The sequence below is a fragment of the Pseudobutyrivibrio xylanivorans genome (genome assembly GCF_008935055.1).
Taxonomy (GTDB): Bacteria; Bacillota; Clostridia; order Lachnospirales; family Lachnospiraceae; genus Pseudobutyrivibrio; species Pseudobutyrivibrio xylanivorans_A.
Map to the genome: position 1 here is coordinate 2,526,167 of NZ_CP043028.1, position 19,029 is coordinate 2,545,195.

The 19,029-nt window shown below is 39.9% G+C and carries 21 protein-coding genes; 14 read left to right on the top strand and 7 right to left on the bottom strand.

Annotated elements, in window-relative coordinates:
- The first annotated feature begins 5 nt into the window (after positions 1 to 5).
- The 8 genes from FXF36_RS11370 (at position 6) to FXF36_RS11405 (ending at position 7,868) form a co-directional block, all read left to right on the top strand.
- Positions 6 to 863, top strand: a complete 858-nt coding sequence (locus tag FXF36_RS11370) for a bifunctional 5,10-methylenetetrahydrofolate dehydrogenase/5,10-methenyltetrahydrofolate cyclohydrolase (protein ID WP_151624170.1) — start codon at positions 6 to 8, stop codon at positions 861 to 863.
- A 96-nt stretch (positions 864 to 959) separates the two neighbouring features.
- Positions 960 to 1,613 (top strand): PilZ domain-containing protein, encoded by a 654-nt coding sequence (locus FXF36_RS11375; RefSeq protein WP_151624172.1) that lies wholly within the window; start codon positions 960 to 962, stop codon positions 1,611 to 1,613.
- A gap of 19 nt (positions 1,614 to 1,632) precedes the next feature.
- Entirely contained in the window at positions 1,633 to 2,463 is an 831-nt protein-coding gene (locus FXF36_RS11380) for a hypothetical protein (protein WP_151624174.1), read from the top strand.
- Between the two features lie 120 nt (positions 2,464 to 2,583).
- Entirely contained in the window at positions 2,584 to 3,042 is a 459-nt protein-coding gene (locus FXF36_RS11385) for an HD domain-containing protein (RefSeq protein WP_151624176.1), read from the top strand.
- Between the two features lie 127 nt (positions 3,043 to 3,169).
- Positions 3,170 to 4,360 carry an efflux RND transporter periplasmic adaptor subunit gene (locus FXF36_RS11390; RefSeq protein WP_151624178.1) on the top strand — a complete coding sequence of 397 codons (1,191 nt, stop codon included), beginning with the start codon at positions 3,170 to 3,172 and terminating at the stop codon, positions 4,358 to 4,360.
- A 2-nt stretch (positions 4,361 to 4,362) separates the two neighbouring features.
- Entirely contained in the window at positions 4,363 to 5,067 is a 705-nt protein-coding gene (locus FXF36_RS11395; RefSeq protein ID WP_151624180.1) for an ABC transporter ATP-binding protein, read from the top strand.
- The gene (locus FXF36_RS11400) at positions 5,051 to 6,613 is read left to right on the top strand and encodes an HlyD family efflux transporter periplasmic adaptor subunit (RefSeq protein ID WP_151624182.1); all 1,563 of its coding nucleotides are present in this window, start codon (positions 5,051 to 5,053) and stop codon (positions 6,611 to 6,613) included. The genes FXF36_RS11395 and FXF36_RS11400 overlap by 17 nt, the downstream gene beginning before the upstream one ends.
- A 1-nt stretch (position 6,614) precedes the next feature.
- Positions 6,615 to 7,868: an ABC transporter permease gene (locus FXF36_RS11405; protein ID WP_151624184.1), complete on the top strand. Its 1,254-nt coding sequence runs from the start codon at positions 6,615 to 6,617 to the stop codon at positions 7,866 to 7,868.
- 121 nt (positions 7,869 to 7,989) lie between these two features.
- On the opposite strand, the gene FXF36_RS11410 is transcribed toward FXF36_RS11405, so the two are convergent.
- Together FXF36_RS11410 and FXF36_RS11415 are read right to left on the bottom strand one after the other, a co-directional pair.
- The gene (locus FXF36_RS11410; protein WP_151624186.1) at positions 7,990 to 8,871 is read right to left on the bottom strand and encodes a cyclic di-GMP-binding domain-containing protein, MshE-related; all 882 of its coding nucleotides are present in this window, start codon (positions 8,869 to 8,871) and stop codon (positions 7,990 to 7,992) included.
- Between the two features lie 3 nt (positions 8,872 to 8,874).
- A complete protein-coding gene (locus tag FXF36_RS11415) occupies positions 8,875 to 9,255 on the bottom strand; it encodes a response regulator (RefSeq protein WP_151624188.1) in 381 nt (126 codons plus the stop codon).
- A 139-nt stretch (positions 9,256 to 9,394) separates the two neighbouring features.
- On the opposite strand from FXF36_RS11415, the gene FXF36_RS11420 reads away from it, so the two are divergent.
- The 4 genes from FXF36_RS11420 (at position 9,395) to FXF36_RS11435 (ending at position 12,968) form a co-directional block, all read left to right on the top strand.
- Entirely contained in the window at positions 9,395 to 9,820 is a 426-nt protein-coding gene (locus FXF36_RS11420; protein ID WP_151624189.1) for a hypothetical protein, read from the top strand.
- Between the two features lie 80 nt (positions 9,821 to 9,900).
- Complete coding sequence (locus FXF36_RS11425) at positions 9,901 to 10,575, top strand: response regulator transcription factor (protein ID WP_151624191.1); 675 nt, start codon at positions 9,901 to 9,903, stop codon at positions 10,573 to 10,575.
- A 19-nt stretch (positions 10,576 to 10,594) separates the two neighbouring features.
- Positions 10,595 to 12,202: a sensor histidine kinase gene (locus tag FXF36_RS11430; RefSeq protein ID WP_151624193.1), complete on the top strand. Its 1,608-nt coding sequence runs from the start codon at positions 10,595 to 10,597 to the stop codon at positions 12,200 to 12,202.
- 10 nt (positions 12,203 to 12,212) lie between these two features.
- Complete coding sequence (locus tag FXF36_RS11435) at positions 12,213 to 12,968, top strand: exodeoxyribonuclease III (RefSeq protein ID WP_151624195.1); 756 nt, start codon at positions 12,213 to 12,215, stop codon at positions 12,966 to 12,968.
- A 76-nt stretch (positions 12,969 to 13,044) separates the two neighbouring features.
- On the opposite strand, the gene FXF36_RS16380 is transcribed toward FXF36_RS11435, so the two are convergent.
- The 4 genes from FXF36_RS16380 to FXF36_RS11450 all read right to left on the bottom strand — a co-directional run bounded on the left by FXF36_RS16380 (position 13,045) and on the right by FXF36_RS11450 (position 15,582).
- Entirely contained in the window at positions 13,045 to 13,212 is a 168-nt protein-coding gene (locus FXF36_RS16380; protein ID WP_167511375.1) for a hypothetical protein, read from the bottom strand.
- A gap of 80 nt (positions 13,213 to 13,292) precedes the next feature.
- On the bottom strand, positions 13,293 to 14,855 hold the full coding sequence (locus FXF36_RS11440; RefSeq protein ID WP_151624197.1) for a DUF4153 domain-containing protein: 1,563 nt from the start codon (positions 14,853 to 14,855) through the stop codon (positions 13,293 to 13,295).
- Positions 14,856 to 14,874: 19 nt separating this feature from the next.
- Complete coding sequence (locus FXF36_RS11445) at positions 14,875 to 15,099, bottom strand: helix-turn-helix domain-containing protein (protein WP_151624199.1); 225 nt, start codon at positions 15,097 to 15,099, stop codon at positions 14,875 to 14,877.
- Between the two features lie 6 nt (positions 15,100 to 15,105).
- Positions 15,106 to 15,582, bottom strand: coding sequence for a DUF2975 domain-containing protein (locus FXF36_RS11450; protein WP_151624201.1), 477 nt, complete (start codon positions 15,580 to 15,582; stop codon positions 15,106 to 15,108).
- Positions 15,583 to 15,781: 199 nt separating this feature from the next.
- On the opposite strand from FXF36_RS11450, the gene FXF36_RS11455 reads away from it, so the two are divergent.
- A complete protein-coding gene (locus FXF36_RS11455) occupies positions 15,782 to 16,279 on the top strand; it encodes a hypothetical protein (protein WP_151624203.1) in 498 nt (165 codons plus the stop codon).
- A 57-nt stretch (positions 16,280 to 16,336) separates the two neighbouring features.
- On the opposite strand, the gene FXF36_RS11460 is transcribed toward FXF36_RS11455, so the two are convergent.
- Entirely contained in the window at positions 16,337 to 17,560 is a 1,224-nt protein-coding gene (locus tag FXF36_RS11460) for an argininosuccinate synthase (protein WP_151624205.1), read from the bottom strand.
- 416 nt (positions 17,561 to 17,976) lie between these two features.
- Here FXF36_RS11460 and argC point away from each other — a divergent pair, with 416 nt between their 5' ends.
- Positions 17,977 to 19,029, top strand: a complete 1,053-nt coding sequence (gene argC, locus FXF36_RS11465; protein WP_151624207.1) for an N-acetyl-gamma-glutamyl-phosphate reductase — start codon at positions 17,977 to 17,979, stop codon at positions 19,027 to 19,029.

Sequence of the window (19,029 nt, forward strand, 5' to 3'; positions counted from 1 at the left end):
GACTAATGGCTAAGTTACTTAAAGGAAAAGAAGTTGTTGAATTGTTAAATGATAAATTAATAAATGAGGTGAATGCTTTAAAATCTAAAGGTATTACTCCGACACTTGGGATTCTTCGTGTTGGAGAAAGAGCTGATGATTTATCTTATGAAAGAGGCGCTCTTAAAAGGTGTGAGCAGGTTGGAGTTCAAGTTGAAGTCACAGCGCTTCCTGAAGATATCTCCGAAAAGGTTTTTTTTGACACCTTGGAAAAATTAAATAACGATTCAAATATTCATGGCATCCTTATGTTTAGACCACTTCCAAAGCATATTGATTCTGAAAAAGCTAGAGCAATGCTTAAGGCATCAAAGGATGTGGACGGATGTACAGATTTATCTCTGGCAGGAGTATTTACAAATACAAAGCTTGGATTCGCTCCATGCACTGCTGAGGCAGCTATGGAAATCCTTAAGCATTATGATATTTCACTTACGGGTAAGAGAGTGGTTGTTATTGGACGTTCGCTTGTTATAGGCCGTCCTGTTGCAATGCTACTTATGCACGAGAATGCTACAGTTACTATCTGCCACACCAAGACTATCGATATTCCTTCAATTACTAAGGACGCAGATATTGTGATTGTTGCCACAGGACAGATGGAGTCAGTGGGTAAGGAGACTATTTCAGAAGGTCAGACTATTATCGATGTTGGAATCAGCTGGAATGACGAAAAGGGCAAGCTTTGTGGTGATGTGCGTTTTGATGAAGTGGAAGAATTGGTTGAGGCAATCACTCCCGTTCCAGGTGGAGTTGGCGGTGTAACCACAAGTATTTTGGTTAAGCATGTGGTAGAGGCTGCCATGAGAACTCTAGAAAACTAGGCAGAACACAGTTTTTTAAGGAATTTTTATGAAGATTTTCCCTAAAATAGCCGATTATTAGATATAATATTATAAACAAAACTTGGGGAGTAGAGTATGAAATTAGAGCAGCTGGTGGCTGGCCAGATTGTCACACTAGAGGTGATGATTGGCGGTTCATCATTTGAAATTAAAACTGAAGTAGTTGGGACGAACTCAGGTACAGGAGCTCTGGTTAAGCCTTATGTTTATAATGGAACTGTCGTGGACTTTACAAACGGTTCCCCTAAAAGCATGAGGTTTTCCCTTCACTGTATAGATCCAAACACAGGCGGTCGCGTGGTTTGGAAGAATGTTGGCGTAAATCTTGTGAATTTTAAGGGAGTTGATTATTATGCAATTGATTCCAGCTCCTTTGGCACAATTGCTGCTTCAAGCGAGAGGCGTGAGGATTCCAGAGTGATTGTGAAGACTCCTGGATCTGCCAGCATGGAAGATGGAAGGCGTTTTTCAATTGAAGTTCTTGATGTAAGTGACAGCGGTGTCTCTTTCATAGGAAATGCCAATAGAGTTACTATCGGTGATGTTGTGGAAGTGAATTTTGCTGATGTAGCCCAGGATACAGATTTTAGTTTGGCAATCACTGCTCGCATCGTTAGGGCAGAGGTTGAACGAGAAGGAATTCTTTTCGCAGGTAAGGTTTTGGAAAGAGATAATAAGCTTCTTGCGTACCTTTGTTTTAAGGGAATGGATGCGAAAGCAAATAAGTAACTTAAATAAAGGGAAATAGATGGACGACTATAAATTAAAACAGGAATTATTTTACATGGTCACTCTCGATTCCAAGTATGATTTCACCAGAATGGAGGTCGTGGAGAGTATTCTGAGACTGGAAAATGAACGTCAGATTCTAGTCTCTGTTTTTGGTCGTCGATTTAAGTCAAGAATTTTTGACATAGCAGCTGGAACGAAGACCGGCGATGATTGTGTTATTTGTGGCAAGCCTGCGGAGGACCATGTGATTTGTCATAATTGCATGGAAAGCATTCTTAATAGTGATTATGCAAAAAGTAAACTCAAGATTAAAGAAAAGAGTAAGACCGGATTTAGCTTGAACTTCAAGCATTTTTCCATAAATCTTAACCGTAAAAAAATAGCATTGGGCCTTCTTACTGTTTTTTTAGTTGTGCTATTGTTTTTCCAACTTTGGATTTTGAGTCTTTGGCGTAGTATTCCTGATATTAATCCTATTCAGGAGGCAGTTGTTTCTTCTAATGAGCTTGTACCTGTTTCTAATGAAACTGAGGCTGAGGCTCAGCTCTTACTTGATTTTCCAGAGGAGCAGGGCTACACAGTGACCTTTGGCAGAATGGATAGGGAATATGTGGGACGCTTTCTTATTGATAAGGGGCAGTGCTGTGAGGAGATAGAGGAGAATCTTTCAGATGAGGAAAGATATGACTATTTCTTTAGCGAGGATGTTTATATTTTCTATATTTCCTGTCAGGATGATGTTTCCTCAAGGATAGGACTTGCTGAGGTGAACAGTGATGGGGCTATTATCGTTATGGGCTCCTTCAATGATGGACGAGATACTGATAAACATTACAAATATAGATAGTTTTTCAAAGTTTCATCCGACTTTCACGCAATCGTCATATTTATTTGCTAGAATCTATTCAAGCTTCAAGGTAAGGTATGGGAAGCTATTTATTTTGTGGTTTTTGAGGTATTTTGTTTTATGAAGTTAAGACCAGAAGAAGAGGCAGACTTGAATTTCATTCTTGCGCCAATCAAGAATGATGACAGAGTTCAGAATATGAGAAACTACATTCAGCATGGTAAGATTTCTACTTATGACCATGTTGAAAGTGTTACGAGACTTAGCTATTGGATTAATAAAAGACTCCATCTGGGAGGGGACGAAAAGGTCCTTACCATAGGTGCATTCCTTCATGATTACTACCTGTACGATTGGCACTATACAGATGGTGGGCACGGACTTCACGGCTTTTCTCATTCGAATACGGCAATGAATAATGCTGTAAGTCATTTTGGAATTGGAAAGCGTACACAGTCAGTTATTGAATCTCACATGTGGCCTTTGAATCTCACAAAGGTTCCACGCAGCAGGGAGGCCTGGATTGTCTGCCTGGCCGATAAATTCATATCGACAAAAGAGACTATCATGTGTCGATAGTTTTTTACCAAATTTTAACATAAGGGGCAGTGCATTTTCTTGCATTGCCCCTTTATAAATGATATAACTGTATTACGGATGATAGAACAGTATCATCCGTTTTACTTTTTTGGGAAAGGATAATGTTATGAAAAGGAAAATTGTTGCATTAATTCTTATTGCAGCCTTGGCTGCAGGAGGCTTTGCGGCCTATAAAACTAATTTCTTTGGATTTAATACAGTTACATCTTCAGATTCTTCGGAAGTCTATGTAATGCCACTGTCTGATATTATGGGTTCAAGCAGCTCATATTCTACAAATGTTTTCATGGGAATTGTGGAGGGGCAGGAGACCACAAGTGTCACCAAAAGCTCCGAGCGTGAACTTGATAAGTTGCTTGTTTCTGAGGGAGACGTAGTTACAGTAGGAACACCACTGTTTTCTTACAAGTCAGATTCATTAGAGGCTGAGAATGTTCAGTATGGCTTTGATATAGAAACAGCAAATATCAATATCAATGAATACAACAGAACAATTGAAAAACTCACATCTGATTATGCCAAGATTAAGGGACAATCTGACGAGGACAAAAATAATCGTGAGGATCTTGCAAACCAGATTGAAAGTCTAAAAACTGACATCGCTATTGCGGAGAATAGCATTTCTTCCACCAATGCAAAAATCGATGAAAACAAGAAAAAGATTGCTAATTCCACAGTGACATCTACTGTTGATGGAGTCATCACAAAGATTGCTGATGATACAAATCCATATACTTCAGATGGTTCATTTATTACAATTCTTGCATCCAAGGAGATGCGAGTTAAAGGACAGATTAATGAGCAGAATGTGTGGGCTATCAATATTGACGAGCCTGTTACACTTCGTTCTCGCGTTGACAAGTCAAAGACCTGGAGCGGTAAGATTACAAAAATTGATACCGAGACCAAGCAGGAGAGCGATTCAAACAGCTATGACGGTTCTTCAGAGGACAATTCTACCAAGTATCCATTCTATGTCACTTTGGATAACAGTGATGGTCTTATGATGGGACAGCATCTTTATATTGAACTTGGTCAGACAGATGCGCCTGAGATGGATTTCTCTGATGGAACCTATATATATGAATATTATATTTCCTACGATGATGACGGAAATCCTTTCGTTTGGGCAGATAAAAATGGACATCTTGAAAAGAAGTCAATAGAGCTTGGCGAGTATTATGAGGAGCAGATGGTTTATGCCATCTCTGGCATCGACAAGGATACTAAAATTGCATACCCTATGGAAGATTTCACTGAAGGTATGGGCACAGTCAGCGGTATAGAGGGTGAGTAGTTATGATAGTTAAGCTTGAAAATATTAATAAGGTCTACGGAGAATCTGGAACAGAGACTTCCGTGCCTGCTTTGAATAATGTTTCGCTCTCCGTTGATGAAGGAGAGTACGTAGCGATAATGGGACCATCCGGTTCAGGCAAAAGTACGTTGATGAATGTGATTGGATGTCTTGATAAGCCAACCTCGGGAGTTTATTACTTTGGAGAAAAGGATGTTCTTAAAATGAAGGACAGACAGCTTTCTGATTTGCGTTTGCATTCAATTGGATTCGTTTTCCAGAGCTTTTATCTTATGAACGAGGAAAATGCTATTGAAAATGTGGCACTTCCCTTAAGCTATGCAGGCGTTCCAAAGAAGGAGCGTGAGCGCAGGGCAATTGAGGCTCTCACCAGAGTTGGTCTTGCAGACAGAGTAAAGTTCAGACCAGACCAGCTTTCAGGTGGTCAGAAGCAGAGAGTTGCCATTGCAAGAGCAATTGTAAATAATCCAAAGGTGCTCCTTGCTGATGAGCCGACTGGAGCTCTTGATCAGAAGTCAGGTGCTGCAATTATGGAGCTTTTCCAGAAGCTTAATGATGAAGGTACTACAATTATTATGATTACTCATGATTCTGGCATAGCAAGTCATGCAAAAAAGACCTATAGAATTGTGGATGGTCAGCTATTTCATGGATTAGAGGAGGCGGAAAATGAGCAAGATTCTTAGAAGACTCCTTATACTTTTGGTAATTATTGGACTTATTGTTGCTGGTCTTTATGTGGGCTACAACTACAAGCAAGGCAAAAAGGTAGCGCAGGTAGTTCCACTTGAAAATGTTGCCTACACGAATTTCTGGGGTGATGCCATCCAAAGCTATGGACAGGTTACTTCTGAAAAGGCGCAGATGGGATATCTTCCAAAGGGGGCAGAAATACAGAGCGTTGCCGTTTCTGAAGGAGAACATGTTGAAGAAGGCCAGGTGATTCTCACTGTCAAAAAGGAATCGAAGGATATTAATAATAAGCGTCTTGAGATTCAGAAGGCTGAGCAGGCACTTAAGGTGGAGCAGATAAAGATGGCCAGACTTGAGAACACCACTCCTGCACCGGAGTACGTGTACTCACAGGATGTAACCAAGACAATCACCTATAAATCGGCTGTAGAATATTATGTTAAGGATGGGGAAAACTTTTCTTATAAGGGAGAAGAGGAATTTACCTCAGGCAAGGTGGCAGTAGAATATTTTACTCCAGATGGAAAGCCAAGCCAAATGGTTATATTTAGAAAGACTAATGCCACAGATAGCGAGGGCAAAGCTGAATTCCACGAGCAGACACTTTCTGCAGAAGAGGACAAGGACTTAATTAGAACTTCAGATAAACTGGAACCAAAAACCTTGGAAGGAAGTTTTGAATATTTAAGAAGTACAACCTATTTTGATTATGATACAGGTAAAGTGGTTGGTGAAATCAATTACACTCTGGATGGTGAAGTCGAGAGCGAGCGCAAGGTTCCTGATGGAATGAATGCAAAGCAGCTGGCAGAGGCTATTGCAGAGGAAGAGGATGCCATTAAAAAGCAGGATATTAATCTGAGAAAGCTTCAGTACGAGCTGGATACCATGGTTAATTCTGATGACAATGGTCAGGTTCTTGCAACGGTTTCTGGCACTATTTCGAAGCTTCAGACTGCCAATAACTTCAATTACAATCAGCCATTCTTTATAATTACAGCTACTGACAATTATTTCATTAGCGGAAGCATTGGCGAGTTTTATTTGGATCAGGTAAATATAGGCGATACAGTCTCAATCAGTTCTTGGGAGACGGGAAATTCTGCTGAGGCAGTAATCACATCAGTAAGTGACACACCAGAAGCTGACGGTGGAAATTTCTGGGGTGGAAATGGAAATTCAAATAGCAGCAATTATCAGTTCAAGGCGAGCTTTGATAAAAATGCAGGAATCGAGATTGGCAGTGCAGTAGATATTAACATCACACCTAGCGGTCAGGAATCAAGTGGTCTTTACATTCCAAACTACCTAATTAAAAAGGATGCTGCAGGCAGCTTTGTAATGAGAATGAATGATGCTGGCACTCTTGAGAAGACTTATGTAAAGATTGGCAAGTCCCTTTGGGGTGAGATGACTGAAATTAAATCAGGAATTACTGAAACTGATTGTCTTGCTTTTCCTTATGGCGATGGCGCAAAAGAGGGAATTCAGTGCAAACAGGTAGATTACTTTGATAGTGTTGAGGGAGGCTTAGGTTAATATGTTTGAAAATGTTAGATTGGCCTTTCGAGGCATTTGGACTCATAAGCTTAGATCCTTTTTGACTATGCTTGGTATTATTATTGGTATAGCGGCTATCATTGCCATTGTTTCAACTATCGAGGGAACAAATCAGCGTATCAAGGAAAACCTGATTGGTTCTGGTTCTAACACCGTTGATATTCAGCTATATCAGAATGATTGGCCTTATGAAATGACTTATAACGGTATTCCTTATGGAGTTCCACAGGTTTCGGACGATGTTCTAAATCAGATTAAAGATATTGAAGAGGTGAAGTCTGCCAGCCGCTACGCCAACCGGCAGATATATGATGGTGTCTACTATCAGAATACGTCTATGAGTGGTGGCTATGTAAAGGGCGTTGAAATGGATTACTTTTCTACAGCCAACCTTACTATAAAAGAGGGCAGACTTTTCACTGATTCTGAGATAAAGGAGTATCGAAAGGTTTGTGTTGTTGATGAGCCACTTGTTTCTGGACTTCTTCAAAACGAGGATCCTTTAGGTAAGGTTATTGAAATTGGCGGAGATTCCTACGTGGTAGTTGGCGTAGTTCGCAGCCGTTCAACTTTTGAGCCAGTAATCAATACTCTTTCAGATTATGAAACATATAAGCAGGAGGAGTCAGGAACAGTTTATATTCCTCTTGTTGACTGGCCTATCAGCTATAGATATGATGAGCCGGAAAATGTTCTGGTTAGGGCGAATTCTACAGACGATATGACAGCGGCAGGAAAGAAGACTGCAGATATTTTAAATGCAAATATCTTCCCTACTGACGATTCAATTAAATATCAGTCAAAGGATTTGCTTGAGCAGGCTCAGCAGCTTCAGCAGCTTTCATCTTCAACCAATTCAATGTTGATTTGGATTGCAGCAATTTCACTTTTGGTTGGTGGTATTGGTGTTATGAATATCATGTTGGTTTCCGTTACAGAGAGAACCGCAGAGATAGGATTAAAGAAAGCAATCGGCGCCAGAAAAGGAAAGATAATGATTCAGTTTTTGACTGAGGCAGCGGTGCTCACCTCTATGGGTGGAATACTTGGAGTTGCCAGTGGCATCGGATTAGCGCAAATCATATCGATTATGAGCGGCACACCAGTTGCTATATCCTGGCCAGCAGCAATCATCGCAGTCGTCTTTTCCATGGTAATAGGCATCGTATTTGGAATTTTGCCAAGCCATCAGGCAGCGAACCTAAATCCGATCGATGCATTACGCACGAATTAAAATAACAAGCCCCTCGTTACGGCTACAAGCCTTAGAGTCTCTCTGTTCGACTACATGTCTTACTGAGAGACCTAAGAGCTTGATGCCTACGAGGGGCACTTTAGTTTGTGCATTACCAGATTTAGAAACACACGAGAAGGTGTACAGTTCCAAATGGATATTCGACTGGGAAGTCGACACATTTGTTAGGACCTGAGAGGATACCATCCTCGATGACTTCAGGTGGCGAAAGCGATATGTCTTTCGACAGCTGGTTTGATACATTTACTATGAATAGTCCGTTGTGGAGATTTAGGAAATCCTCCATGGAAGCAACGATGTATTCGTTGAATTCGTTGAAGTCTTCCTTGGCATATCGCGACGCGAAAGCGATTGCCGTTTCTCTGTCACAGTCAATATGTGTTTCAAATTCATGGTCACTGAATATATTCTGGGAAACTCCGAAGGTAACAGGGAATTCCTCAATAACCATTGGTGTGAGAGGAGTGAAGTCCTCGCCAATGAAACGTATCAGGCTGTTAAACATCAGTTCAAGATACATGATATTTAATTCATTTGGAGGAATCTCCGCCATGAGGAAAAACTTTGAAATGATAGCCTCGACAGCTTCCTGATTTTCTACATCAAGGCTCAGGTCATAGAGCTCAGCCTCACTTCTGTAGTCAAACATGATTCGTTCCAGCTCTTCATAGGAAAAAACACCATCCTCAACTAAGTTCTGTCCTAGTAAAAGAAATTCTGGAGTTTGCATAGCTAAAAGCTGGTTAACCTGTTCATCAGAAAGATAGCCTCGTTCAACAGCAATCTCTCCGAAACGTTTGTCTTCACGAGTTTGCACATAGAGACATTCGTCAACTTCATTGGCAGTCATGAGACCTTCGTGGATTGCAATTGTACCGAGCTTTATATGTGTCTGAGGAAGACGAGACATTGCATTGAAAAGCTGCTCTTTAGTTACGATTCCCTTTTGTAGTAAATAATTACCTAGGAATTGAGTGTACATAAATTATTTCCCTCCAAGTCGAAGTTCAATGATTTCTTTAATTTGATTTTTCTCAAAAGGCTTCTGGATAAAGTCTTTTGCGCCGAGCTGGATAGCCTTTTTCAGCTGCTCCTGCGTGCCTACTGAGGATACGATAATGATAACCGCATCTTTATCGTATTCCCTGATTTCAGCAAGGGCGGTAGTGCCGTCCTTTTCAGGCATTACAATGTCCATGAAAACTAAATCAGGCTTTTCGCTCTTATATAAATCCACCGCTTCAGAACCATTTTTACCTTCAATAAAGGTGGCACCATCGGCAATTTCTTTTACAGCATCCATCAATTGCTTTCTTGCAAGTATAGAATCATCGCATACAAGGATTTTTTTACTTGAAATGTCCATAAAGCCTATTCCTCCTGCATTTTATAAATTAATAATACAATAACAATATCTATTATTCAAATGTAATTATCTGATTTTTTAGTGAAAAACATCAAAGTAGTGGGATTTGCTAGAATATTTAACATTGGCAATAATAACCATGATTTGGATAGAAAAAAGTAGCCATGTTGGCTATAATATTAAAAGATTAAAGATTTTGGAGGGAACAGTAATAATGGATATGAATTTTTTCACAGTGTTTGATCTTATCATCGGATTGCTTGGAGCGTATCTGGTGTTTATAAGCATTAAATGCACCAAAAGTGGTGAGGTTGACCCAATGATGATTACAACTGAGGAGCTTACAAGATGTAGCGATATTAAAGGCCTTTCAGCATTTTTGATGCCTAAGACAGGCATTTTCGGTGGATTTTGCGTTATCTTCGGTATCCAGGGACTTCTTAATGATGCAAATGTTGTTGAATTTCCTAGACTTGTAAATGTTATTTTCCTTATTGCATTTGTAATAGTATGGGTTGTTTTTTCAATGTGCATTCGTAAAGCTAAAAAGACATATATTCATTAAAAACTAAGGGAATCATCACGCAGAATTCACAAAGATAGGAGAAACTAGCAGTGTGATTTGGTTCAGGAGGCTTTAGATACATGAAAAAGATTTTGGTTGTAGATGATGAAGAAAAGATTCGCTCAATAATTCGTAAGTACGGAGAGTTTGAGGGTTATGAGGTTGCCGAGGCCTGCGATGGTATGGACGCCATCGAAAAGGTAAGGGAAAACAGCGACTATGATATTATTATCATGGATGTTATGATGCCTGAGCTTGACGGTTTTTCCGCTTGCAGCGAAATCAAAAAGATAAAGGATATTCCTGTCATTATGCTTTCTGCACGTGGCGAGGAATATGACAGAATTCACGGCTTTGAGGCTGGTGTTGATGATTATGTTGTCAAGCCATTTTCACCAAAGGAGCTTATGATGCGTGTGAAGGTTGTCACCAGTAGAACTAAGCCAGTTGAGACAGAGGATGTTGATATCTTTAAGTACGAGGGTCTTGAGATTAATTTCACTGCCAGAACAGTTTCCATTGATGGCAAGCGAATTGATATGTCTCCAAAGGAATACGAGCTTTTATTTTACCTTGTTCGCAACAAGAATATCGCTCTTGAGCGCGAGCGCCTTATCACTGAGGTTTGGGGCTATGATTATTACGGAGACGACAGAACGCTCGACACTCACATCAAGCTTTTGAGGAATAGCCTGGGCGAGTACAGAAAGCTGCTCATTACACTTCGTGGCGTTGGCTACAGATTTGAAGCATAAGCTTGTTTGGAGGATTCTCTTGAGAAACAGTCATATAAGTATAAAATGGAAGACATTTTCTATATTTCTGATTTTCACCATAGTGCTGCTTTCAGTACTATGGTTTTTTCAGATTGTCTATCTTGATGATTTCTATAAAATGATAAAGACCCAGGAGACGGAGATGGTTCTTGACTCCGTTGAAAATCTTATTCGCACCAGCGATGATTGTTCTGAGGAAATTGAGAAACTGGCAGCTAATCATAACCTGGGCATTTTTATCACCGACACAGATGGCAATTCGATTTACAATGCTGAGTATATTTCCAACTCTCAGATGTCATCACTTCCGCCGTTTATGTTTATTCTTTTCTATGACAAGGCCGTTGCCAATGGCGGCGAGGCTGTCATTGAATACAAGGGCGGCGAGATGCAAAACAAAATAAATGAGACCATAGAGCAGTTTATGGAGGAAAATCCTACAGAGCAGCCTGCTGGAGAGGGTACCGAAGGCGAGGCAAAGGAAGGTGAGACAAAGGAAGGCGATGGAAGGCTTCCATATACGATTCCACCTCAGAAGGATGACCCAAGTCAGTTCCGCCAGAACATTGGAAATGACATGGCAGAGTCTGTTATTTATATTCGTATAATTGATAATGATGGCATAGAAGAGGTCATCATGATTAATTCCGTGCTTACACCTGTTGATGCCACCGTTACCACCTTAAAGGCGCAGCTGAAGATTATTTCTATTATTTTAATTGTGATTGCATTTATCCTTGCTGTGACCTTTTCAAAGAGCTTGTCGCGGTCAATTATCAGTATCAATGAAGGAGCGAAGAAGCTTGCTGAGGGAGATTATTCAGTCAAGTTTGATTCTCACGATTATATGGAGGTGGCAGAGCTTTCAAAGACTTTGAATTTTGCAACATCAGAGTTGGGGAAGGCAGACAGTTTTCAGAAGGAGCTGATTGCCAATGTTTCCCATGACCTTCGAACTCCTCTTACAATGATTAAGGGATACGCTGAGGTAATGCGAGATATTCCTGGTGAAAACACTCCAGAAAATGTTCAGGTTATTATCGATGAGACTGAGCGACTAAGCGGTCTTGTTAATGATATGCTTGATATTTCAAAGCTCAAGGCTGGCACAATTTCCATCAAACCTGAGGAGTACAATATCACTGATAGTATCCGTCATGTCCTGGAACGCTACAACAAGCTTCGTGAGGTTGAAGGATACACAATTGATTTCGTATACGATTCCGAGGTTAACATATTTGCAGATGAGCAGAAGATGTATCAGGTCCTTTACAATCTGGTAAACAATGCTATCAATTACACTGGCGATGACAAGAAGGTCACCGTAGTACAGAAGGTTCTTGGTAATGTTCTTCGAATTGAGGTTATTGATACCGGTGCAGGCGTGAAGCAGGAGGATATTCCTTACGTTTGGGATCGTTACTACAAGGATAAGACCTCACATAAACGCGCTTTACAGGGCACAGGTTTGGGGCTTTCAATCGTTAAAAATGTTCTTGAACTACATGGTGCAAAATATGGTGTCAGCTCTGTTCAGGGAAAGGGAGCTACCTTCTGGTTTGAGATAATGATTAATCCTTTCGCAGAGGACGATGAAGAAGAATAAGGAGGCATGAATGCAAAAATTTATTTCTTGGAATGTTAATGGACTAAGGGCAGTTATTGATAAAGGCTTTTGGGATTATTTTGACAGTGCAGATGCAGATATTTTCTGCTTGCAGGAGATAAAGCTTTCTGAGGGACAGCTTGAATGTGAAAAGGCGGGCTATCATATTTACTGGAATTATGCTGAGAAAAAGGGATATTCTGGTACAGCAATCTTTTCGAAGAAAGAACCACTTTCTGTCAGCTATGGTATTGGAATCGAAGAGCACGACCATGAGGGACGAGTGATTACTCTTGAGTTTGAGGATTTTTATTTCATTACCTGCTATACCCCAAACTCTCAGAATGAGTTGAAGCGTCTTGATTATAGAATGACTTGGGAGGATGATTTTAGAAATTATCTCCTTGAATTAAACAAGAAAAAGGGCGTAGTGCTCTGCGGCGATTTAAATGTTGCCCACCAGGAAATTGATCTGAAAAATCCTAAGACAAACAGGAAAAACGCTGGCTTCACTGATGAGGAGAGAGAGAAGATGACAGAGCTTCTTGAAGCAGGCTTTATTGACAGCTTCCGATACTTCTACCCAGACCAGACTGATATTTATTCATGGTGGTCATATCGTTTCAAGGCTCGCGAGAAGAATGCAGGTTGGCGCATTGACTATTTCATTGTTTCAGAGGATATGAAGGATAGAATGAAGGATGCAAAGATTCACACTGATGTGTTCGGATCTGACCATTGTCCAGTGGAACTTGATTTAAATTAGGCTTACCCTTGAGGAGTAAAAATAAAAAGGACTCTAGTTTTCACACTAGAGTCCTTTTAAATTTCATTTAGGTGTCTTATTCCTCACTGCTGTCTAAAGCCGTATCCATAAGAGTTATAAGCTCCATTGCGCTGCGGAAATTGATTTTCTCATCACGATCAGCCCATGTGATTTGGCCCTGCCAGCTGTCATTTTCACATTTATTTACATGTACAACAAATGTAGCTTCTTTAATTTCTGACATAATACTACCTCCCCTTATGAGTTTCTATGTTGCTATAATATCACACTCAGCGTTATATAAAACGTTATTTTTTTATAAACCTATTTTTTTAACAATTTTTGAGCACGGTAGTATGAAAAGTTGAAATGTCTAAAGCCTTCATGGTTATCTCCATTATAGCGATATCTGCTGGTAAGATATAATCCGTACTCATGAGCAAGCTTTTCGTTTGTGGCAAGAGCAGGTACTGCATCAGTTGAAAGATTGTTAAGAATATATTCCCTAACAGAATCGTATTCATCAATTTGTCCGTGTTCTACAGCTGCTAAATCATATTTTGCAATCTGATAGTCTGGATTAGAAAATACGAATCCAATGTAGGCAACTGTGATTGCAACCATGCAAGCCTTAAATACAGGGAAGCTTCGATTGAACATGTTTATAATCAAGAATGCAAGCCAAATGCAAAGCACTGCCAAAAACCACAATACAAAAAGTCTAAGGAATGTCAGATGGTAAACGCCGATATATAGAAGCATTCTCATGGCAGAGGAAGCTATCATAATATAGGTGCAGGCTGCAATTATCACTAGTAATGCTGTTAAAATTTTTGATGATTTAAAGGCTCTGTTGCAGACCGAAACCATGACTATATTAATCAGGCAAACTGCAAGTAACTGGTAAAAACCTTCGTGCGCATACTCTGCGTAGGTGTAACCAGCAGGAAGACTGAGGGTACCGGTGAATAAAAACATTACTTGGATGAGGCAGAATACTAAGTAAACTGATCCAATTATTGCTGTAAAAGTAATTGCTATAACTGGGTTTTCAGTGCCTTCACCCTTGGCCTTGACTTTTACATCTCCCTTTTCCAGTACGAATGGAATAAGATAAGCAGCTAAAAATGAGAATAACAATGTGAAGATGATTCCAATAATATCCCAGAAATTATCAGGCAGATGAATGGATTCAAAGAACTTCTCCAATAATCTGTTGAAGACAATGTCTGCAGATCTTAAGAGTGAAATTATGACTAGTAGTGCTGGAACAGCGCAAATTACACCTATACCAACAGCTGCAAAAGTTTGCTTCTTTGAGTCATCAAGGCTACCTTTTCTGTTTTTTACCCAGGCATTCATATCGTAAATAGGATTGAATAAATGGCCTATTGGAAGAACAATAGAAAGAAGGATGCCTAAAAGCCAGCCTGCAATATCCCAACCTGTTGTATCAATATATAGATATAAAACAAAGCTGAAAAATAGCAGGAATATTGCAATTGCGTCCAAGGCCAAAAGGGAACCACTGGTGGTCATGCATTTATGAATGGATAATAGCATTAACGAAACCGCATGGAAAATCCCAAGTGCCTTACCTCCATTTTTGGATGAAATAAGGCTCAGTCCATCCTTTTTTCTCAGTAGATGAAGCAAGCCTAAAGTCATTGCCATGAAAATTGGATAGGTAATTCCTGAATGATTCTTATACAGGCAAAAGGTATATACGATGGAGAAGAGTAGTGAAATCAATCCGTATTTTTTAAATAGGGAAGCATCGCCCTTTTCCTCTTTAACGATTGTCTTTTGTGAGACTGGCAAAGTCTGTGCTACCATTTCTTTGATTTCAGCCTCTGAATATTTTGGTCCTGAATAAATATCTCCCATGATTATCCTCCTCTTAAGACTAGTTTGTCTCTTCTGTGTTGTCTTCTACGTATTCTAAAATGTCCCCAGGCTGGCAATCCAGTGCCTTGCATATTGCATCCAAGGTTTCAAGACGGACTGCCTTTGCCTTATTATTTTTTAGGATTGAAAGATTAGCTAATGTGATACCCACCTTACCCGCCAATTCTGTCAATCCAATTTTCCGTTTTGCCATCATTACATCTAAATTAATTACAATCATAATCGGCTCCTATATGGTCAAATCGTTTTCCTGCTTGTAGCTAACAGCTCTGTCAAAAACTCTTGCTAAGACCTTGCTGAACAATCCTGCGAAAAGGAATACGCCAGCTACAATTACGGCAGCAGGAGTGAAGTACACAAAGCATCTAAGTAGCTTTAGCCCTGTGATGACAAATGCGTAGGTACCCATGCGATAAAGGCTGGTGACATTCTGCTCGACAAAACAGTTATCCTCGATTACAGTCTTCATCATCCTTCGCAGCTCGAACAGTATCAATAGCGCTGAGCCTCCAACAAGCATTATTGAAATCACAGCATAGGGATAATGATTTAAAATCTCTGCATACTCGGTGGTCTCGCCCAATAGCTTCATCACAAGCTGAACAGCATACTTCAGCCCAAAGGGAACAAGAACCTCCAGTATAAAACCAATATAAAAACAAATATCCAGTATCGTCTTTACGAATTTGTTAAGTCTGTTATCCATATCTGCCTCCATTTTTTAATCTAATATGGTTATAGCACTATTATTTTTGATTTGCAATATAAATTTATTGATTTACGATAAAATATTATTGAAAGACAGAGAAGATGCTTGGATAGGAATGCACAGTTGGTACTTTTTTTATGGACAGAAAAAGAGTATAGTGAATAATAGATATGAAAAATAAGAAAGGCGGTGGGTTATGAGAAAAATTCTGATAGCAATGGTTTTCGCTAGTGTCTTATTAGTTGGTTGTGGTGAAGCAGTTGGTTCAAAGGATCCAAACAATGATGTTGTGACCCTGAACAGATATGATTTTCATGATGAGGATTGGGATTTTGAAGGGGCTTATCTTGAATATCTAAAGGGAAAACTGGCAGAAGATGTTGCACAGATTAATGGAATCTACCAATGCTTTATATCTTTTGATATGGATGACAATGGCGGGGTTAAGGGTGTAACTGCCAATTATTTATATGACTCTGACAAGATTTCAGAGGATTCTCTTAAGGAATTGAATGAAGGTATTAAAAATACAATACAGCTCAATTTTGGAGCTGAAAAGGAAGTTAGTGTTATGGGCAGACCTCTTTTGGAGTTTACTGCCACGGATTATAGTGATGAAGTCAAAGATGAGCCTGGAATCAAGGTTATGCCTTACAACTTTGATGAGGAATCAAATATAAAATTTATGGATTAGCAAACAAAAGAGCCTCGCGGCATTTAAGCTGCGGGGCTCAGTTTTTTTATCTGGCTTTTATTTTATATTTTGATTCTCCTGAAGCTTCATAGCTCTTACCTTCAGAGGAAGTCCCCAAAGTGTGATGAAGCCCTCTGCGTCGTGATGATCGTAAAGATCACCAGTTGTGAAGCTTGCAAGTGACTCAGAGTAGAGTGAGTATGGTGATGTTGTTCCAGCTTTGATAATATTGCCCTTGTAGAGCTTGAATTTAACTTCACCTGTAACATATTCCTGAGTAGATTTCACGAAAGCCTGGATTGCATCGCAGAGAGGTGTGAACCATTTTCCTTCGTAGCAAACCTGAGCAAGCTTGTTGCCCATTTCCTTTTTCATTTCCATTGTCGCGCGGTCGAGGCAGAGCTCCTCAAGCTGAGAGTGTGCCTCCATAAGGATTGTGCCACCTGGAGTCTCGTAAACACCACGAGATTTCATTCCAACTACACGGTTTTCTACAATATCTACAATTCCAATTCCATTTCTGCCACCAATTTCATTGAGCTCCTTTATGATGTCAGAAACCTTCATTTTCTTTCCATTGACTGAAGTAGGAACACCTTTTTCAAAAGTCATAGTCACATATTCAGGCTTCTCAGGAGCTTTCTCAGGTGGAGTTGTGAGCATGAGAAGATGCTCGTAATTTGGCTCCTTTGAAGGGTCCTCAAGCTCAAGTCCTTCATGGCTGATATGCCAAAGATTTCTGTCACGGCTATAAGACTGGTCTGTTGAAAATGGAAGGTCAATGCCATGAGCCTTGCAGTAATCAATTTCATCCTGACGAGACTGAAGCTTCCACTTATCATTTCTCCAAGGAGCGATAACCTTGATATCAGGGGCAAGTGCCTTGATTCCAAGTTCGAAACGGATTTGATCATTTCCCTTACCGGTAGCACCGTGGCAGATTGCAACGGCACCTTCTTTTCTGGCAATTTCAACCAGCTTCTTTGCAATGCCTGGACGAGCCATGGCTGTCCCAAGAAGATACTTGTTCTCGTAGATTGCGCCAGCCTGAACACAAGGAACGATATAGTTTTCACAGAAGTCATCAACGATATCTTCTATATATAATTTCGAAGCTCCTGAAGCTTTAGCTCTTTCTGAAAGGCCATCCAATTCCTCTCCCTGACCGCAGTCGATACAGCAGCAGATTACTTCGTAACCATAATTCTCTTTTAACCATGGAATAATTGCGGTGGTGTCAAGTCCACCAGAGTATGCAAGTACAACTTTTTCCTGTGCCATAATAATTCTCCTTTATGAAATGTATTTGAAATTTGTATTTCCTGAAAATGAAATCTGAAAACACTTTACCACTATAAAGTGAATATTTCAAGTGAAAATTTATGCAAAAATGAAGCATAAAAATGTATTTTGTGAAATTTACACTTGAATAAATGGAAAAATGAGTGTATATTTATGCAAAAATAATTTATAAAATTACGCTGTAGCGCTTTACTTTGTGAAAGTGAAGTAATACAATGTTACTATTCAGAACCAAATAAGACTAGATAGAATAAAGCATGCTTGCATGGCTTTTTCTATTTATTCTTATTTGGTGAGATACACACATGAGCAAAAGGAAAGCACAGTATGTGCGATTTTGCGAATGTGGGCTGAATAGTAACAGCAAGTAAAGTACTAATTTAAGGAGAGACAACATGATTAAGGTAGGAATTATTGGTGCTACCGGTTATGCCGGAGCGGAGATTGTCAGATTGCTATACAGCCATCCAGAGGCTGAGATTGTTTGGTATGGTTCCAGATCGTATGTTGATGAACGATTTGCTTCTATATATAAGAATATGTTCACTCTTGTTGAGGACAAATGCTTAGATGACAACATCGTTGAACTGTCAAAGCAGGTGGATGTAATTTTTACAGCCACACCGCAAGGATACCTGGCTGGCGTTCTTACAGAGGAAATACTCAGTAATTGTAAGGTGATTGACCTGTCAGCAGATTTTAGAATCAAGGATGTTTCTACCTATGAAAAGTGGTACGGGATAGAGCATAAGTCCCCACAGTTCATTGAGGAAGCGGTGTATGGCTTATGTGAGATAAATAGAGAAAAGGAAGTGGGAGCAAGACTGATTGCTAATCCAGGATGCTACACTACCTGCTCGATTCTTACAGCTTATCCTTTGGTGAAAGCGGGGCTCATAGATACTTCTACTTTAATCATCGATGCAAAGTCAGGAACCTCTGGTGCAGGGCGCGGAGCAAAGCTTCCTAATCTTTATTGTGAAGTTAATGAAAGCATTAAGGCTTACGGTGTTACAACTCACAGACATACTCCTGAGATAGAGGAACAGCTTGGGTATGCCTGTGGTCAGGAAATATTGCTTAACTTCACTCCACACCTCGTACCTATGAATAGAGGAATTCTTGTTACTGAATATGCAAGACTTGTTAAAAAAGATGGTAAGCTCCCTACTAAGGAAGAAGTAATGGAGGCATATCATGATGCTTATGATAATGAGTTTTTCGTAAGAGTCCTTGAATATGGTGAATGCCCTGAAACCAAGTGGGTTGAAGGTAGCAATTTCGTAGATGTTAGTTGCATGATAGATGAGAGAACAGGACGTATTGTCATGATGGGAGCTCTTGATAATCTGGTTAAGGGCGCAGCTGGACAGGCGGTTCAGAATATGAATATTTTATTTGGACTAGATGAAAAGATGGGACTTGATTTTGCACCAATGTTCCCTTAA

Coding starts and splice junctions, on each gene's coding strand:
- FXF36_RS11370 (WP_151624170.1), top strand. CDS start 6: ATGGCTAAGTTACTTAAAGGAAAAGAAGTTGTTGAATTGTTAAATGAT.
- FXF36_RS11375 (WP_151624172.1), top strand. CDS start 960: ATGAAATTAGAGCAGCTGGTGGCTGGCCAGATTGTCACACTAGAGGTG.
- FXF36_RS11380 (WP_151624174.1), top strand. CDS start 1,633: ATGGACGACTATAAATTAAAACAGGAATTATTTTACATGGTCACTCTC.
- FXF36_RS11385 (WP_151624176.1), top strand. CDS start 2,584: ATGAAGTTAAGACCAGAAGAAGAGGCAGACTTGAATTTCATTCTTGCG.
- FXF36_RS11390 (WP_151624178.1), top strand. CDS start 3,170: ATGAAAAGGAAAATTGTTGCATTAATTCTTATTGCAGCCTTGGCTGCA.
- FXF36_RS11395 (WP_151624180.1), top strand. CDS start 4,363: ATGATAGTTAAGCTTGAAAATATTAATAAGGTCTACGGAGAATCTGGA.
- FXF36_RS11400 (WP_151624182.1), top strand. CDS start 5,051: ATGAGCAAGATTCTTAGAAGACTCCTTATACTTTTGGTAATTATTGGA.
- FXF36_RS11405 (WP_151624184.1), top strand. CDS start 6,615: ATGTTTGAAAATGTTAGATTGGCCTTTCGAGGCATTTGGACTCATAAG.
- FXF36_RS11410 (WP_151624186.1), bottom strand. CDS start 8,871: ATGTACACTCAATTCCTAGGTAATTATTTACTACAAAAGGGAATCGTA.
- FXF36_RS11415 (WP_151624188.1), bottom strand. CDS start 9,255: ATGGACATTTCAAGTAAAAAAATCCTTGTATGCGATGATTCTATACTT.
- FXF36_RS11420 (WP_151624189.1), top strand. CDS start 9,395: ATGATTTGGATAGAAAAAAGTAGCCATGTTGGCTATAATATTAAAAGA.
- FXF36_RS11425 (WP_151624191.1), top strand. CDS start 9,901: ATGAAAAAGATTTTGGTTGTAGATGATGAAGAAAAGATTCGCTCAATA.
- FXF36_RS11435 (WP_151624195.1), top strand. CDS start 12,213: ATGCAAAAATTTATTTCTTGGAATGTTAATGGACTAAGGGCAGTTATT.
- FXF36_RS16380 (WP_167511375.1), bottom strand. CDS start 13,212: ATGTCAGAAATTAAAGAAGCTACATTTGTTGTACATGTAAATAAATGT.
- FXF36_RS11440 (WP_151624197.1), bottom strand. CDS start 14,855: ATGGGAGATATTTATTCAGGACCAAAATATTCAGAGGCTGAAATCAAA.
- FXF36_RS11450 (WP_151624201.1), bottom strand. CDS start 15,582: ATGGATAACAGACTTAACAAATTCGTAAAGACGATACTGGATATTTGT.
- FXF36_RS11455 (WP_151624203.1), top strand. CDS start 15,782: ATGAGAAAAATTCTGATAGCAATGGTTTTCGCTAGTGTCTTATTAGTT.
- FXF36_RS11460 (WP_151624205.1), bottom strand. CDS start 17,560: ATGGCACAGGAAAAAGTTGTACTTGCATACTCTGGTGGACTTGACACC.
- argC (WP_151624207.1), top strand. CDS start 17,977: ATGATTAAGGTAGGAATTATTGGTGCTACCGGTTATGCCGGAGCGGAG.